The 13,354-nt window shown below is 73.5% G+C and carries 13 protein-coding genes; 2 read left to right on the top strand and 11 right to left on the bottom strand.

Translation table 11 applies throughout. From position 1 onward, the window contains the following. Positions 1-113: 113 nt before the first annotated feature. Positions 114-1,283, top strand: coding sequence for a UDP-N-acetylglucosamine--N-acetylmuramyl-(pentapeptide) pyrophosphoryl-undecaprenol N-acetylglucosamine transferase (locus ACIQF6_RS03825; RefSeq protein ID WP_400889736.1), 1,170 nt, complete (start codon positions 114-116; stop codon positions 1,281-1,283). Positions 1,284-1,290: 7 nt separating this feature from the next. Here the strand turns inward: ACIQF6_RS03825 and ACIQF6_RS03820 are convergent, their stop codons facing one another. Continuing rightward, entirely contained in the window at positions 1,291-1,725 is a 435-nt protein-coding gene (locus ACIQF6_RS03820) for a low molecular weight phosphotyrosine protein phosphatase (protein ID WP_400889734.1), read from the bottom strand. A gap of 259 nt (positions 1,726-1,984) precedes the next feature. Between ACIQF6_RS03820 and ACIQF6_RS03815 the strand changes: the two genes are divergently transcribed. After that, entirely contained in the window at positions 1,985-2,584 is a 600-nt protein-coding gene (locus ACIQF6_RS03815; RefSeq protein WP_400890109.1) for a dihydrofolate reductase family protein, read from the top strand. 89 nt (positions 2,585-2,673) lie between these two features. Here the strand turns inward: ACIQF6_RS03815 and helR are convergent, their stop codons facing one another. The 10 genes from helR to ACIQF6_RS03765 all read right to left on the bottom strand — a co-directional run bounded on the left by helR (position 2,674) and on the right by ACIQF6_RS03765 (position 13,309). Further along, entirely contained in the window at positions 2,674-4,836 is a 2,163-nt protein-coding gene (helR, locus tag ACIQF6_RS03810; protein ID WP_400889732.1) for an RNA polymerase recycling motor ATPase HelR, read from the bottom strand. Between the two features lie 194 nt (positions 4,837-5,030). Continuing rightward, positions 5,031-6,092 carry a DUF2776 family protein gene (locus tag ACIQF6_RS03805; RefSeq protein ID WP_400889730.1) on the bottom strand — a complete coding sequence of 354 codons (1,062 nt, stop codon included), beginning with the start codon at positions 6,090-6,092 and terminating at the stop codon, positions 5,031-5,033. Between the two features lie 34 nt (positions 6,093-6,126). Next, a complete protein-coding gene (locus ACIQF6_RS03800; protein ID WP_400889728.1) occupies positions 6,127-7,473 on the bottom strand; it encodes an ammonium transporter in 1,347 nt (448 codons plus the stop codon). Between the two features lie 24 nt (positions 7,474-7,497). Further along, positions 7,498-8,379 (bottom strand): urease accessory protein UreD, encoded by an 882-nt coding sequence (locus ACIQF6_RS03795; RefSeq protein ID WP_400890107.1) that lies wholly within the window; start codon positions 8,377-8,379, stop codon positions 7,498-7,500. 157 nt (positions 8,380-8,536) lie between these two features. After that, the gene (gene ureG, locus ACIQF6_RS03790; RefSeq protein ID WP_400889726.1) at positions 8,537-9,157 is read right to left on the bottom strand and encodes an urease accessory protein UreG; all 621 of its coding nucleotides are present in this window, start codon (positions 9,155-9,157) and stop codon (positions 8,537-8,539) included. Between the two features lie 24 nt (positions 9,158-9,181). After that, complete coding sequence (locus tag ACIQF6_RS03785) at positions 9,182-9,922, bottom strand: urease accessory protein UreF (RefSeq protein WP_400889724.1); 741 nt, start codon at positions 9,920-9,922, stop codon at positions 9,182-9,184. A 3-nt stretch (positions 9,923-9,925) separates the two neighbouring features. Next, positions 9,926-11,650, bottom strand: a complete 1,725-nt coding sequence (gene ureC, locus ACIQF6_RS03780) for an urease subunit alpha (RefSeq protein ID WP_400889722.1) — start codon at positions 11,648-11,650, stop codon at positions 9,926-9,928. Beyond that, a complete protein-coding gene (locus tag ACIQF6_RS03775; RefSeq protein ID WP_400889720.1) occupies positions 11,650-12,090 on the bottom strand; it encodes an urease subunit beta in 441 nt (146 codons plus the stop codon). Before ACIQF6_RS03775 ends, ureC begins: the two co-directional genes overlap by 1 nt. After that, complete coding sequence (locus tag ACIQF6_RS03770) at positions 12,087-13,001, bottom strand: cobalamin biosynthesis protein CbiX (protein ID WP_400889718.1); 915 nt, start codon at positions 12,999-13,001, stop codon at positions 12,087-12,089. The genes ACIQF6_RS03775 and ACIQF6_RS03770 overlap by 4 nt, the downstream gene beginning before the upstream one ends. A 2-nt stretch (positions 13,002-13,003) precedes the next feature. Continuing rightward, entirely contained in the window at positions 13,004-13,309 is a 306-nt protein-coding gene (locus ACIQF6_RS03765; protein ID WP_400889716.1) for an urease subunit gamma, read from the bottom strand. Positions 13,310-13,354 lie beyond the last annotated feature (45 nt).

The following is a 13,354-nucleotide window of genomic DNA, read 5'->3' as shown; positions in this document are numbered from 1 at the left end:
CCGCGCGCACCGCCTCCCGCACAACCGTTCGCCTACCCGGCGAATATGACGGACCGCCAGCTGACCGGGCACCCTGGACCACAGCACAGAACGAACCTGGAGGAGAACAGAGCATGGGCAGCGAACAGCGGGCGCTCCGGCTGGTGGTGACGGGCGGCGGCACCGGCGGGCACACGTATCCGGCGCTGACGGCGGTGCGGGCGTTGCAGGAGCGGCTGGCGGCCGAGGGCCGTGGCGTGGACGTGCTGTGGGTGGGCACGGCGAAGGGCCTGGAGGCACGGGTCGCGCCCGCGGAGGGGATCAGGTTCGAAGCGGTCGCCACGGGGAAGATCCGGCGGTCCGGCAACCCGCTGAAGCTGCTGTCCCCGGCGAACGTGCGGGACATGCTCCGGGTGCCGTGGGGTGCGGTGCAGGCCCGGTCGCTGATCCGGCGGTTCGGGCCGGACGTGGTGCTGGCGACGGGCGGGTACGTGGCGGTGCCGGTCGGCCTGGCCGCCCGCTCGTGCCGGGTGCCGCTGGTCGTGCACGAGCAGACGGTGCGGCTGGGGTTGGCGAACAAGGTGCTGGCCCGGGCGGCGAGCCGGGTCGCGGTCTCCTCCGAGTCGACGCTCCCCCTGCTGCCGGCCGCCGCCCGCCGGACCGCCGCGGTGACGGGCAATCCGGTCCGGCCCGCCGTGCTGACCGGGCGCCCGGACAAGGCGGTGGCGGCGCTCGGGCTGTACGGCTTCGACCGTGCGCTGCCGACGGTGTACGTGACGGGCGGCGCCCAGGGCTCGGTGCAGATCAACTCCCTGGTGGCGGGCGTCCTGCCGTGGCTGCTGGAGCGGGCCAACGTCGTCCACCAGTGCGGTCCGGCCAACGAGGCCGACCTGCACGCCCGGGCGGCGCAGCTGCCGACCGACCTGATGGGCCGTTACTTCCTGACCGGTTTCCTGGGCGCCGAGCTGCCGGACGTCCTGGCGCTGGCGGACGTGGTGGTCAGCCGCAGCGGCGCGGGCACCCTCGCCGAGCTGACGGCGCTGGGCAAGGCTGCGGTGTTCGTCCCGCTGGCTTCGTCGGCCGGCAACGAGCAGGCCCACAACGCCACCCACCTGGAACAGGCCGGCGCGGCCGTCGCCCTGCTCGGAACCGTCGCACCGGAGGATCTCCGCTCGGCGCTCGGCCCCCTGCTGGAGGACGGCCCGCGGCGCACCGCGATGGCGGCCCGGGCCCGTGCGCACGGCCGCCCGGACGCGGCGGAGCGGCTGGTGGACGTCCTGCTGTCGGTGGCCGACCTGCCCTGACCGGCCGTCAGGGCAGGTGGTTGGCCGCGCCCGCCTCGATCAGCAGCGCGCAGTAGACGAACTCGACGGCGGAGCGGCCCATCGGGTCGGGGACGTCGCGGTCGTGGTCGAGGTAGAGGCGCATCTCGGTGGTGCTGTCGGGGCCGACCAGGGCGTACAGCCGGTCCAGCACGGCGTGGTCCATGGCGAGGACCAGGTCGGCCCACCCGATCAGCTCCGCGGTGACGCGGACGGGGTGGTGGACGGTCAGGTCGTAGCCGAGGACGCCCGCCACGGCGACCATCTCGGGGTGCGCCTCCTGCCACCGACCGATCAGCCCGGCGGAGCGCACCTCGACCGCCTCGCCGCCGAGGTCGGCGAGCACCCGGGCGGCGAACGGGCTGCGGCAGTAGTTGCCGAGGCAGACGACGAGGATGCGCCTGGGCGGGTGACTGGTGGTCATCGGGGGGCCTCCACGGGCGCGGACGGTGCGACAGAAGCGATCCTCCGACGGCGAGCCCGCCAGGTCCGCCAACCTCACCGGGGCGGCGTCGCGAATTGACCCCGACGACCGGCCGCCGTCCCGGCCCATGGACGACCGGGCCAGCGCCCACCCGACCGCTCGTGGCTCCCGCCGATCGGCGGCCCGGCTGCCTAGCATCGCCAGGGGGAACGTCGCCGTCGAAGCACCGGGAGTCCTCGTGGGAATCGTCACCGCCAATATGGCCGTCTCGCTGGACGGGTTCACCGCCGGGCCGGACCAGAGCCTGGAGCACCCGTTCGGCACGGGGGCCCGGGAGGCCCTGACGTCCTGGATGTTCGAGACCGACCGGCCGGGGCGGGAGCAGGACGCGCACCTTCTCGGCGTGCTGCACGCGAACACCGGCGCGCACATCATGGGGCGGAACATGTTCGGCCCGGGCCGGGGCGCCTGGGACGAGGCCTGGACGGGCTGGTGGGGGGACGAACCGCCGTACCACGCACCGGTGTTCGTGCTCACCCACCACCCGCGCAAGCCCCTCCCGATGGCCGGCGGCACCACCTTCGAGTTCGTCACCGACGGCATCGAGGCGGCACTGGAGCGGGCCCGCGCCGCCGCCGGCGAACAGGACGTGGAGATCGCCGGCGGCGCGGCCACCGTCCGCCAGTACCTCCGGGCGGGCCTGCTCGACGAACTCGTCCTGCACCTCGTCCCGGCGAGCCTCGGCGCGGGCGAGCGCCTGCTCGACGGCATCCGGGCCACCCTGGAACCGGTCGAGGTGATCCCGTCCCGGACCGTCACCCACCTGCGCTACCGGGTGCTCGACTCGGGCCCGAACTAGGCGCCCGGAAGCGCCGGGTGCCGCGATCGGCTCGCCGCACCCGTGATCCTCGGCCGGCTCCCCGGTCCTCGGGGGGGAGCCCGAAGGAGTCAGCGCAGGATCGCGAGCTGCCCGGTCGCGCGGGTCATCGCCACGTACCGGTCGACGGCGCCCTCGATGCCCTCGCCGAAGGCCTCGGGGTCGACCAGCACCACCAGGTCGAACTCCAGGCCCTTGACCAGTTGCGGGCTGAGCGAGCGGACCCGGGGCAGGCCGAGGAAGGTCGGGTCGCCGATGACGCAGGCGGTGCCCTCGGGGTGTTCGGCCAGCCACGTGTCCAGCAGGGCGTCGCGGTCGGCGGGGGCGCCGTGCAGGACGGGCAGGCCGCTGCGCCGGATCGAGGTGGGGACGTTGGCGTCGGGGAGTACGGCCCGGATGACGGGCTCGGCCTCGGCCATGACCTCCTCGGGCGTGCGGTAGTTGACGCTCAGCGAGGTGAGGGTGGTGCGGTCCAGGCCGGCCCGGGCCAGGCGTTCGGTCCAGGTCTCGGTGAAGCCGTGCCGGGCCTGGGCGCGGTCGCCGACGATGGTGAAGGACCGGGACGGGCAGCGGGCGATCAGCATCTGCCATTCGGCGTCGGTGAGTTCCTGCGCCTCGTCGACCACGATGTGCGCGAACGGGCCGGCCAGCAGGTCGGGATTGACCGGCTCGGGGTCGGAGTGGTCGATCAGCGCGTCGCGCAGGTCGGCGCCGCTCAGCATCATGGTCGCGCCCTCGCCGTCGTCGTCGGACTTCAGCAGGTGGTCGACGACGCCGTCCATCAGCTCGCGTTCGGCGGCGAGCCGGGCCCGGTGGGCGCGCTGGCGGCGGTCCGCGTCGGTGTCGCCGAGCCGGCGGCGGGCGGCGTCCAGCAGCGGCAGGTCGGCGAGCGTCCAGGCGGCGGGGTCGGTGCGCTGGAGGGTGCGGATCTCCTCGCGGCTCAGCCAGGGCGCGCACAGCCGCAGGTACGCGGGGACGGTCCACAGGTCGCCGACCAGGTCGGTGGGCTCCAGGATCGGCCAGGCCCGGCGCAGCGCGGTGAGCAGTTCGCGGTCGCGGCGCAGTTCGCGGGCGAGCATCTCCGGTGAGATGCCGTGCTCCTCGTCCTCGAGGGCGTCGGCGTTCCGGTCGATCAGGATGGCGATGAGTTCGTCGAGGATGGTCTCGCGGGCCTCGTTGTGCGGGGTGCCGGGGCCGACGGCGGCGAACGCCTCGGACCAGTCCTCGGGCTGGACCGACAGCTCGTACCACTCGATGGCGAGCTTGCAGGCCTCGGTGGGCGGTTCCTCGTAGATGCCGACGGCCTGCTCGATCGCGCCGACCATGCCGGCGGTGGCCTTCAGCCGCGCCACCTCGGCGTCCGGTTCCTCGGCGACGCCCGCGCCCTCGGGGAGCAGGTCGCGCAGCGTGCAGGTCTGCACGCCCTCCTCGCCGAGGCTGGGCAGCACGTCGGCGACGTACGCCAGGTAGGGCTGGTGCGGGCCGACGAACAGCACGCCGCCCTTGCGGTGGCCGAGGCGCGGGTCGGAGTACAGCAGGTGGGCGGTGCGGTGCAGGGCGACCACGGTCTTTCCGGTGCCGGGGCCGCCGTCGACGACCAGGGCGCCGCGCGAGCCGGCCCGGATGATGGCGTCCTGGTCGGCCTGGATGGTGGCGAGGACGTCCCGCATCTGCGGGGAGCGGGCGGTGCCGAGGCTGGCGATGAACGCGGACTGGTCGTCCAGGGCGGCGTGCCCGTCGAGCGCGTCGGCGGTGAACACCTCGTCCCAGTAGTCGCCGACCCGGCCGCGCTGCCAGCGGTAGCGGCGGCGGCTGGCGAGGCCCATCGGGTTGGCGTGGGTGGCGGCGAAGAACGGCTCGGCGGCGGGCGAGCGCCAGTCGATCAGCAGTCGGCGGCCGTCGGCGTCGGCCAGGCCGAGCCGGCCGATGTACACGGGCTCGGCCTGGCCCTCGGGCACGATCCGGCCCAGGCACAGGTCGCTGCCGAAGCGGCGCAGCGTCCGCAGCCGGGAGGAGAGTTGGTGGACCTCGTTGTCGCGGTCCATGGCGGCACGGCCGAGCCCGCCGGGGTTGCGGCGGACCTGGTCGAGGCGGGCGGTCAGCTCGGCGATGTCCCGTTCGAGGGTCGCGGCGACGGCGGCGAAGTGCCGGTCGTCGTCGGCGATCAGGGCCGGGTCCGCCTTGGCGGCGAGCCGCTCGGGCAGCGCAAAGGCACTGGTCGTCTGCTGAGTCATGTACGGATTCTCCGATCCCCGGCCGGGCACTTCGCACCGTCTGCCCGGTTTACGCTTTTTGCACGGCTTTCCCGATTCAGTCAGTGATTGTGCGCCATCAGGGGGGCCTTGCCGCAAGGCCCCCTTTCCGTTATAGATTGATAGTGGCGGGAGAGCCTTTGCTCCCTGCCTTTTCTGTTTCTCCGCGGGGTTTGTCAGTCCCGGCCGGCGGCGCCGCTCGCCAGGACGGAGGCGAGGGAGAACAGCGCGGAGCAGACGGCGCCGACGCCGACCAGGACCCGGGCCGCGACGATCACGTCCGGGTCGGCCGACTCGAACAGGAACGCCGACAGGAACAGGCAGATCCCGGCGGCGGCGAGCGGGATCAGCGGGATGCGGTCGGCCGACGGCGCGTCGCGGCGCCAGACGCGGGCGAGCAGCAGCACCAGGGAGAGGACGCTCCAGGCGATCAGCCCCAGCCCGATCTGGACGTATCCGGTGGCCAGTTGGGCGGGCCGGGGGTTCAGCGAGACGACGACCAGGCCCCCGGTGATGTCCATGGCGCCGAGCGTGCCAGCCACGACGAGCCACCGGATCCCGGCCCGCCGGGTGTAGGTGCTCTGGATCTGCCGCAGGAGGCCGACCGCCAGCCCGATCAGGCAGACGCAGACGATCGCCAGGTCGACCACCACGTGCCCGGCCGTGAAGCGTCCGTCCGAGTCCCCGCCGCCCCCGTTGGCCAGCAGGACGGTCGCCCACGCCGCGGCGACGGCGGCCGCGAGCACCGGGACCGCCACCAGGGTCCGGGCCGCGGCCGGACGGAACGGCGCGGGCGAGCGCGGCGGGGAGCCGTCGGGAAGGGCGGCGTTCTCGCCGATCAGCGCGTAGCGGGTGGAGATGGCGGCCACCGACGCGACGCACACGCAGACCAGGCCGAGGCCGAAGACCGCGCTCCCGGCCACGAAGTCGGCCGGCGGCCGGCGGCGCTCGGTGAGCAGGCAGAGCCCGTAGCCGACGGCGGCCCCGGCGACCGCGAAGCCGAACGCCGGGTAGCCGAACCGGTCCAGTGCGGTGAAGCGGCCGATCAGCTGCCGGACGATGGTCGCCGCGGTGGCGAACAGGCAGAGGCAGACGGCCGCCAGGAACACCAGCACCAGGCCCGCGACCCGGGCGCTCGGCCCGGTGGAGTGCGCGAGGACGTAGCCGCCCAGCGCCGCCGACACCGCGCCCGTCAGCAGGGGGATCGCCCGGAACAGCACGCTGATTCCGCGGTTCACCAGGTCTCCTCGGTCGGTCTCGCTCGGCGGGCGGTCAGTCCTGGCGGCGGGTGCGGAGCAACTCCGCGATGCCGCGGACGAGTTCGCTGTCGCTGCGGTCGGCGCCGGTGCTGACGAGTGTGCCGAGGCGTTCGGCGGTGAGCGTGTCGTAGGCGGTCTCGGCGTCCGCGCCGGGCACGTGCTCGTACTCGGTGGCGGCCCGGAAGCCGACCGTCAGGTCGACGGCCTTGGCGAGCAGCCAGCTGAGCAGGAACGAGAAGGCGCCCACGGCGAGGACGGCGAGGACCTGCTTGCCGAGCAGGCTCCAGCCGCCGCCGTAGAACAGGCCCTTGTGTCCGCTGATCCGGGCGGTGGCGAACAGGCCGACCATGACCAGGCCGGTGACGCCGCCGACGCCGTGCACGCCGACCACGTCGAGGGTGTCGTCCACGTCGAAGCGGTACTTGAGGGTGACGGCGAAGGCGCAGACCGCGCCCGCGACCAGGCCGGTGATCACGGCGCCGAGCGGGTTGATCTCACCGCAGGCGGGGGTGATGGCGACCATGCCGGCCACGGCGGCGGAGACCACGCCCATGGTGGTGACCCGTCCGGTGCGGAGTTTCTCGACCAGTGGCCAGGTGACCATGGCGGCGGCCGCGCCGAGTTGGGTGTTGAGGAAGGCCGCGGCGGCGGTGCCCTGGTCGCTGAGCGCGGAGCCGGAGTTGAAGCCGAACCAGCCGAACCAGAGCAGGCCGACGCCGATCACCACCAGCGGGATGTTGTTGGGGCGCTCCTCGCGGCGGGCCCAGTCGCGGGGGCCGCGCAGGGCGAGGGCGACGGCCAGTCCGGCGGCGCCGGAGCCGAGTTCGACGGGCAGGCCGCCGGCGAAGTCGAGCGCGCCGAGCCGGTGGTGGATCCAGCCCTGCGAGTCGAACACCCAGTGTGCGGCGGGCGCGTAGACGATCAGCAGCCAGAGCGGGACGAACACCAGCCAGCCGCGCATCCGGGCCCGGTCGGCGATGGAGCCGCTGATCAGGGCGACGGTGACGACGGCGAAGCCCATCTGGAAGGTGGCGAAGATGTAGGTGGGGATGGCGCCGGTGAGGGTGGTGAGCTGGATGCCGCGGAAGAACGCCCGGTCGACGCCGCCGATCAGGCCGACCCCGCCGACGTCCGGTCCGAAGGCCAGGGTGTAGCCGAGCGCCCACCAGACCAGGGTGCCGAACGCCAGCGCGGCGAAGCTCATTTTGATCATCATCAGGATGTGCCGGACCCGGACCATGCCGCCGTAGAAGAACGCCAGTCCGGGCGTCATCAGCAGCACCATGGCGGTGGACGCCAGCAGCCAGGCCGTGTCGCCGGCGTTGTACGCCGGGGGCATCGGCGGGGGCGCGAGGAGCACGGGTTCAACCTCCATGACGGTGGGTCAGGTCTTGCGCAGGACGGGTGCGGGGCTGCCGGTGAGCAGCCGGCGGACGGCCCGCCAGGCGGTGTCCAGCGCGGCGGCGGTGCGGACGGGGCTGTCCTCCAGCAGGCGCAGCCAGGCCCCGCTGTCCTCGGCGAGGGTGGAGACGCCGTAGCACAGGCCCTGTCCGTCGAGGGCCCGGTGCAGGGTGTCGGCGATCTCGGCGGCGGGGCGCAGGTCGCTGACGGCGAAGAGGGTGGCGAGGTGGTCGCGGCCGGCCAGCACGGCGGGGCCGGTGACGGTGCGCCGGTCGCCGTCGGGGACCAGCCGCTGGGTGTCGACGGCGAGCAGGGCGCCGTCGGGTCGGACGATCTCCAGGTCGGTGGCCAGCACCCGGTAGTCGTGCCGTTCGCCGCGGGCGAGCCGGCCGGCGGTGAGGGTCTCGCCGAGCACGACGGTGGCGCCGGGGGCGACGGTGACGGTGGTGCGCTGGTAGAACCGGGCGTCGCGGAACGGGATCACCGGGTCGGGCAGGTACTCCAGGTACGCGCCTTCGTCGGCCCGCAGGTGGACCAGCTGGCTGGCGTAGTCTTGTTCCATCCGGAAGACCTTGGTGGCGGCCTGGGTGGTGAGGTGGACGCGGCTGCCGGGGCCGGCGTGCACGTCGATCCGGTAGCGGTCGGCCTGGGCGACGCCGCCGCCGGTGGCCATCAGGAAGACGTAGGAGTCGCCGGGGCGGTCCGGGTCGAGTCGCAGCGGCCGCATGATCTGGAGCGGGGTCTTCTGGTAGCGCTCGACCAGTTCGGTGCGGCCGTCGCGCAGCGCGAAGCCGAGGTCGAGGATGCCGACCTTGGCGGGCGAGCCCGGCGCGAGGGTGTCGGGCCGGCCGGCCCAGTCGGCCACCTCGGCGGGGAGGCGGCCGGCCGACCAGTGGGCTTCGGCGAGCCGGTCTCCGGCCGGCCGGTCGCGCCCGGTCCGCTCACGGACGGGCTGCTCTCCGACGGGCCGGTCGTGCGCGGGCCGGTCGTGCTGCGCGGGCCGGGGCGGGGCCGGGGGCACCTCAGATCAGCGCCTTGCGACGGGAGTCGAGGAACCCGACGAGGTCGTCGACGCCGGTGCCGTCGAGCGAGTTGGTGAGGATCACGGGCCTGCCGTCGCGGACCTTGTGCGCGTCGGACTCCATGACCTGGATGTCGGTGCGCACGTACCGGGCGATGTCGATCTTGTTGATGACCAGCAGGTCGGACTCGGTGATGCCGGGGCCGCGCTTGCGGGGCATCTTCTCGCCCTCGGCGGTGTCCAGGACGAAGACGAACACGTCGACCAGGGCGGGGCTGAAGGTCAGGGTGAGGTTGTCGCCGCCGGATTCGTACAGCAGGGTGTCGACCTCGGGGAAGCGCTCCAGCAGTTCGGCTCCGGCGGCCAGGTTCATGGTGGGGTCGTCGCGGACGGCGGTGTGCGGGCAGGCGCCGGTCTCCACGCCGACCACCAGCTCGGGGTCGAGGACGCCGTCCAGGGTGCGGCGGACGTGCTGGGCGTCCTCCTGGGTGTAGATGTCGTTGGTGATCACGGCGGGGCGGTGGCCGCGGGCGATCAGCAGCGGCACCAGGGCCTCGATCAGCGCGGTCTTGCCGGAGCCGACCGGCCCGCCGATCCCGATCCGCAGGACGTTGTCGTCCACAGGTGCTCCTTCTCCGATGGTTGGTCAGCTGGCGAACAGGCGGGCGTCGGACCGCTCGTGGCGGCCGGACATGATGTCGGCGGCGAAGGCGGTGGACCCGAGGTCGGCCTCCTCCCGGGCCAGTGCGGCGCGGACGGTCTCCTCGATGACGGGGGCGGCGCCGCGCAGCAGCACCTGGGCCCGGCGGTGGTCGGTGAGCCGCAGCCGCAGCGCGGCCCCGGCGAAGCTGGCGCCGAAGGCGAACAGGTCGGCCGCCACCGCCTGGGCGACGGGCACCCCGGCGGCGGCGTACACGATTCCGGCGGCGACGGCCTGGCAGCCGGGCGCCCGGCGCTCCTTCACCAGCGCCGCGTACCCGCCGATCGCCGGCTGTTCGAACACTTCGGCCGCCAGGTCGAGCAGCTGACGCCCGGTGCGGGTGGCGGCCTGCCGCATCTCGCGGCCGAGCTTGCCCGCGTACAGCCTCCGGTCGATCCGCGCGGCGTCCGCCGGCTCCCCTGCCGTGCAGGCCCGGTGGGCGAGCGCCAGCGCGGTGGCGTCACTCGGGCCGACGCCGTGCCGGAGCAGGTCGGCGAGCAGCGCGGGCAGCGTGTCGGGGGTGACGGCGCGGGCCTGCGCGTAGCCCTCCAGGCTGTGCGACAGGGTGTAGAAGCCGCTGGGAAAGGCGGAGTCGGCGAGTTGCAGGCTGGCCAGCAGGGCGGGCAGTCCCCCGAGCTGCGACTGCTCGGGGGACGCCGGTTCCGGGCCGTCCGGGCTGAGGAACACCGGTCACACCACGAAGTACAGCTGGTTGAGCGGCAGCGTCCGGGCGGGTTCGATGGTGGCGACCTCGCCGTCCAGGGTGACCTTGAAGGTCTCCGGGTCCACCGCGACCTTGGGCAGCGCGTTGTTGCGCACCATGTTGTGCTTGCCGATGACGCGGGTGCCGCGCACCGGCAGCACCCGGCGCTGAAGTCCGAGCTTCTCGGGGACGCCGGCGGCGATCCCGGCCTGCGACATGAAGGTGACGTGGGTGGACTGCTGGGCCCGGCCGTACTGGCCGAACATCGGCCGGTAGATCACCGGCTGCGGGGTCGGCAGGGAGGCGTTCGGGTCGCCCATCTGGGCCCAGGAGATGATCCCGCCCTTGATGATCATCTTGGGCTTGGCGGCGAACGAGTGGATCGGCCAGAGCACGATGTCGGCCAGCTTGCCGGCCTCCAACGAGCCGACGTGGTCCGCGATTCCGGTGGCGATGGCCGGGTTGATGGTGACTTTGGCCAGGTAGCGCAGCACCCGCTGGTTGTCGTTGCGGGCGCTGTCGCCGTCCAGCGGGCCGCGCTTGTCCTTGCAGTGGTGGGCGATCTGGAAGCAGCGGGTGACGGACTCGCCGACCCGGCCCATCGCCTGCGAGTCCGAGGAGACCATGCTGATCACGCCGAGGTCGTGCAGCACCGACTCGGCGGCGATGGTCTCGGCCCGGACCCGGCTGTCGGCGAACGACACGTCCTCGGGGATGTCGTGGTTCAGGTGGTGACAGACCATCACCATGTCGAGCAGTTCGTCGACCGAGTTCTTGGTGTACGGCAGCGTCGGGTTGGTGGAGGACGGCAGCACGTTGGGCTCGCCGGTCACCCGCAGGATGTCGGGGGCGTGGCCGCCGCCCGCGCCCTCGGAGTGGAAGGTGTGGATGGTGCGGCCGTCGAACGCCGAGCGCGTGCTCTCGAAGTAGCCGGACTCGTTGAGGCTGTCGGTGTGGATCGCCACCTGGACGTCGTGCCGGTCGGCGGCGGACAGCGCGGCGTCGATCACCGCGGGGGTGGCCCCCCAGTCCTCGTGCACCTTGAGCGCGCAGGCGCCGGCCTCGATCTGCTCGTCCAGCGCGCCGGGCAGGCTGCCGTTGCCCTTGGCCATCAGGCCGATGTTGACCGGCACCTCCTCGCAGGCCTCCAGGAAGCGGGCGATGTTGTACGGGCCGGGGGTGCAGGTGGTGCCGTTGGTGCCGTCGGACGGGCCGGTGCCGCCGCCGATCAGCGTGGTGATGCCGTTGGTCAGCGCCTGCTGGGCCTGCTGCGGGGAGATCAGGTGGACGTGGGTGTCGATCGCGCCGGCGGTGGCGATCAGGTGCTCGCCGGAGATCGCCTCGGTGCCGGGGCCGATCACCAGGTCCGGGTGGACGTTGTTCTGGGTCTGCGGGTTGCCGGACTTGCCGATGCCCGCGATGAAGCCGTTCTTGATCCCGATGTCGCACTTGACGATGCCGAGGATCGGGTCGATCACCACCACGTTGGTGATCACGGTGTCCAGCGCGCCCTGTGCGGCGGTGGCCTGCGGGTCGGCGCCCATGCCGTCGCGCATGCTCTTGCCGCCGCCGTAGACGATCTCGTCGCCGTACAGGCCCTCGCTGTAGTCCTTCTCCACCTCCACGATCAGGTTGGTGTCGGCGAGTTGGAAGCGGTCGCCGACGGTCGGCCCGAACATGTCGGTGTACTGCTTGCGGGACAGGATCGGCATCAGCTGGCACCCTTCTTCTTGGCGGAACCCTTGCCCGCGCCCTTGTCGGCGCCCGTGTCGGAGGGGTTCTCCTCCGCCCCTTCGAAGCCCAGTTCCAGGGCCCGGTGGAAGGCCTCGATCCGGGCCCGGGAGGAGACCGTGCTGCCGTTCAGCAGCCCGCTGAACCCGACCAGCCGGCCGGTGCCGCCGTACTCGCACAGCTCGACCTCGCGGGTACCGCCCGGCTCGATCCGCACCGACGTGCCGGCGGGGATGTTCAGGTGCATGCCGAGGGTCTTGTCACGGTCGAACCGCAGCGCCGAGTTGACCTCGAAGAAGTGGTAGTGCGAGCCGACCTGCACCGCCCGGTCGCCGGTGTTGACCACCTCGACCTTGACGGTGCGTCGACCGGCGTTGAGCTCGATGTCTCCGTCGCCGTACAGGTATGTGCCGAAACTCACTGGTGACTCCTTGCGCCCATCAGTGGGGACGAGTGGATGTGCTGCTGCACCGGCGGGGAGCCCGGCCCGTGGGTGTGGCCCTCCCCGGGCCCGTGGTGGTGCTCGTGGTGGTGCTCGCGGTCGTGGGCGTGGCCCTCCCCGGGCCCGTGGTGGTGCTCGTGCCGGTGGTGGCCGCCGTCCACGCCGTGGCTGTGGCTCGGCCCGTGCCGGTCGGCGGCCGACAGCGCCGCGCCGACACCGTCCTCGCCGCTCTCCCGCAGCCGCCGCACGGCCGCGCCGGCCCGCGCGGAGAGCACCGCGGCGAGCGAGGCCGGGCCGAGCAGCGGCCCGGTGTCGCGGACCGACACTCCGGCGGGGGCGGCCGGCGGCGCCGGCGGCAGGAAGGACGCGGACAGCACCGCGACCTGCCGGGCCCCGAGCAGCGCGCACCGCCGCACGCCCTCGGCCGGTTCGACGTCGCCGCCCAGCAGCGCCGTCTCCACCAGCCGGTGCCGCCCGTAGACGCGCACCAGGTGGGCCACCCGGTGCAGTTCGGCGTCCTGGTAGGGGTCGCCGGCGGGTGCGGTGATCAGCAGCGCGGCCTCGGCGGGGACGCCGGAGGCCGCCGCCCGCAGCCAGCCGACCAGGTGCTCGGAGCTGCCGAACGGCTCGGCGACGGCGGTGCCCCGGCGCAGCTCGGGCGGCAGGGCGCGGACGGTGCGGGCGGCGTCGGCGACCAGTTCGGGGTCGCGGCCGAGCGTCATCGGGACGACGGCGACGGTCTGCCGGGACGGGCGGGCGGTGAGCGCCCGGTACAGTTCGCGGCCGCCGCCGACCACGATGGTGTCCGGCCCGGCGAGCCGGCGCAGCGCCGCGCCGTTCCCGGACTCGTGGCCGCAGACCGCGAGGACGTGGACGCCGGTGTCGGGCACCGTCAGCCGCCGATGGGGTCGTGCACGGAGACCAGCTTGGTGCCGTCCACGAACGAGGCCTCGACCTGGAGCAGCGGCAGCATCTGCCGCACCCCGTCCATGCAGGCGTCGGCGCCGATCACGTGGCGGCCGAGTTCCATGCAGTCGGCGACGGACCTGCCGTCCCGGGCGGCTTCCAGGATGGCCTCGGAGATCAGGGCGACCGCTTCGCTGTAGTTCAGCTTGAGGCCGCGTCCCTGGCGCTTGCGGGCCAGGTCGGCGACGACGTAGACGATCAGTTTGTCGAGCTCGCGGGGCGCGAGGTTCATCGGCGGGTGCCTTCCTCGGGACGGGGGGACGGGGCTGGTGGTGAC

The sequence above is a fragment of the Kitasatospora sp. NPDC092948 genome, from assembly GCF_044754805.1.
Taxonomy (GTDB): domain Bacteria; phylum Actinomycetota; class Actinomycetes; order Streptomycetales; family Streptomycetaceae; genus Kitasatospora.
Note: the sequence above shows the minus strand (reverse complement) of the source record. Positions and strands in the feature narration are given on the sequence as shown.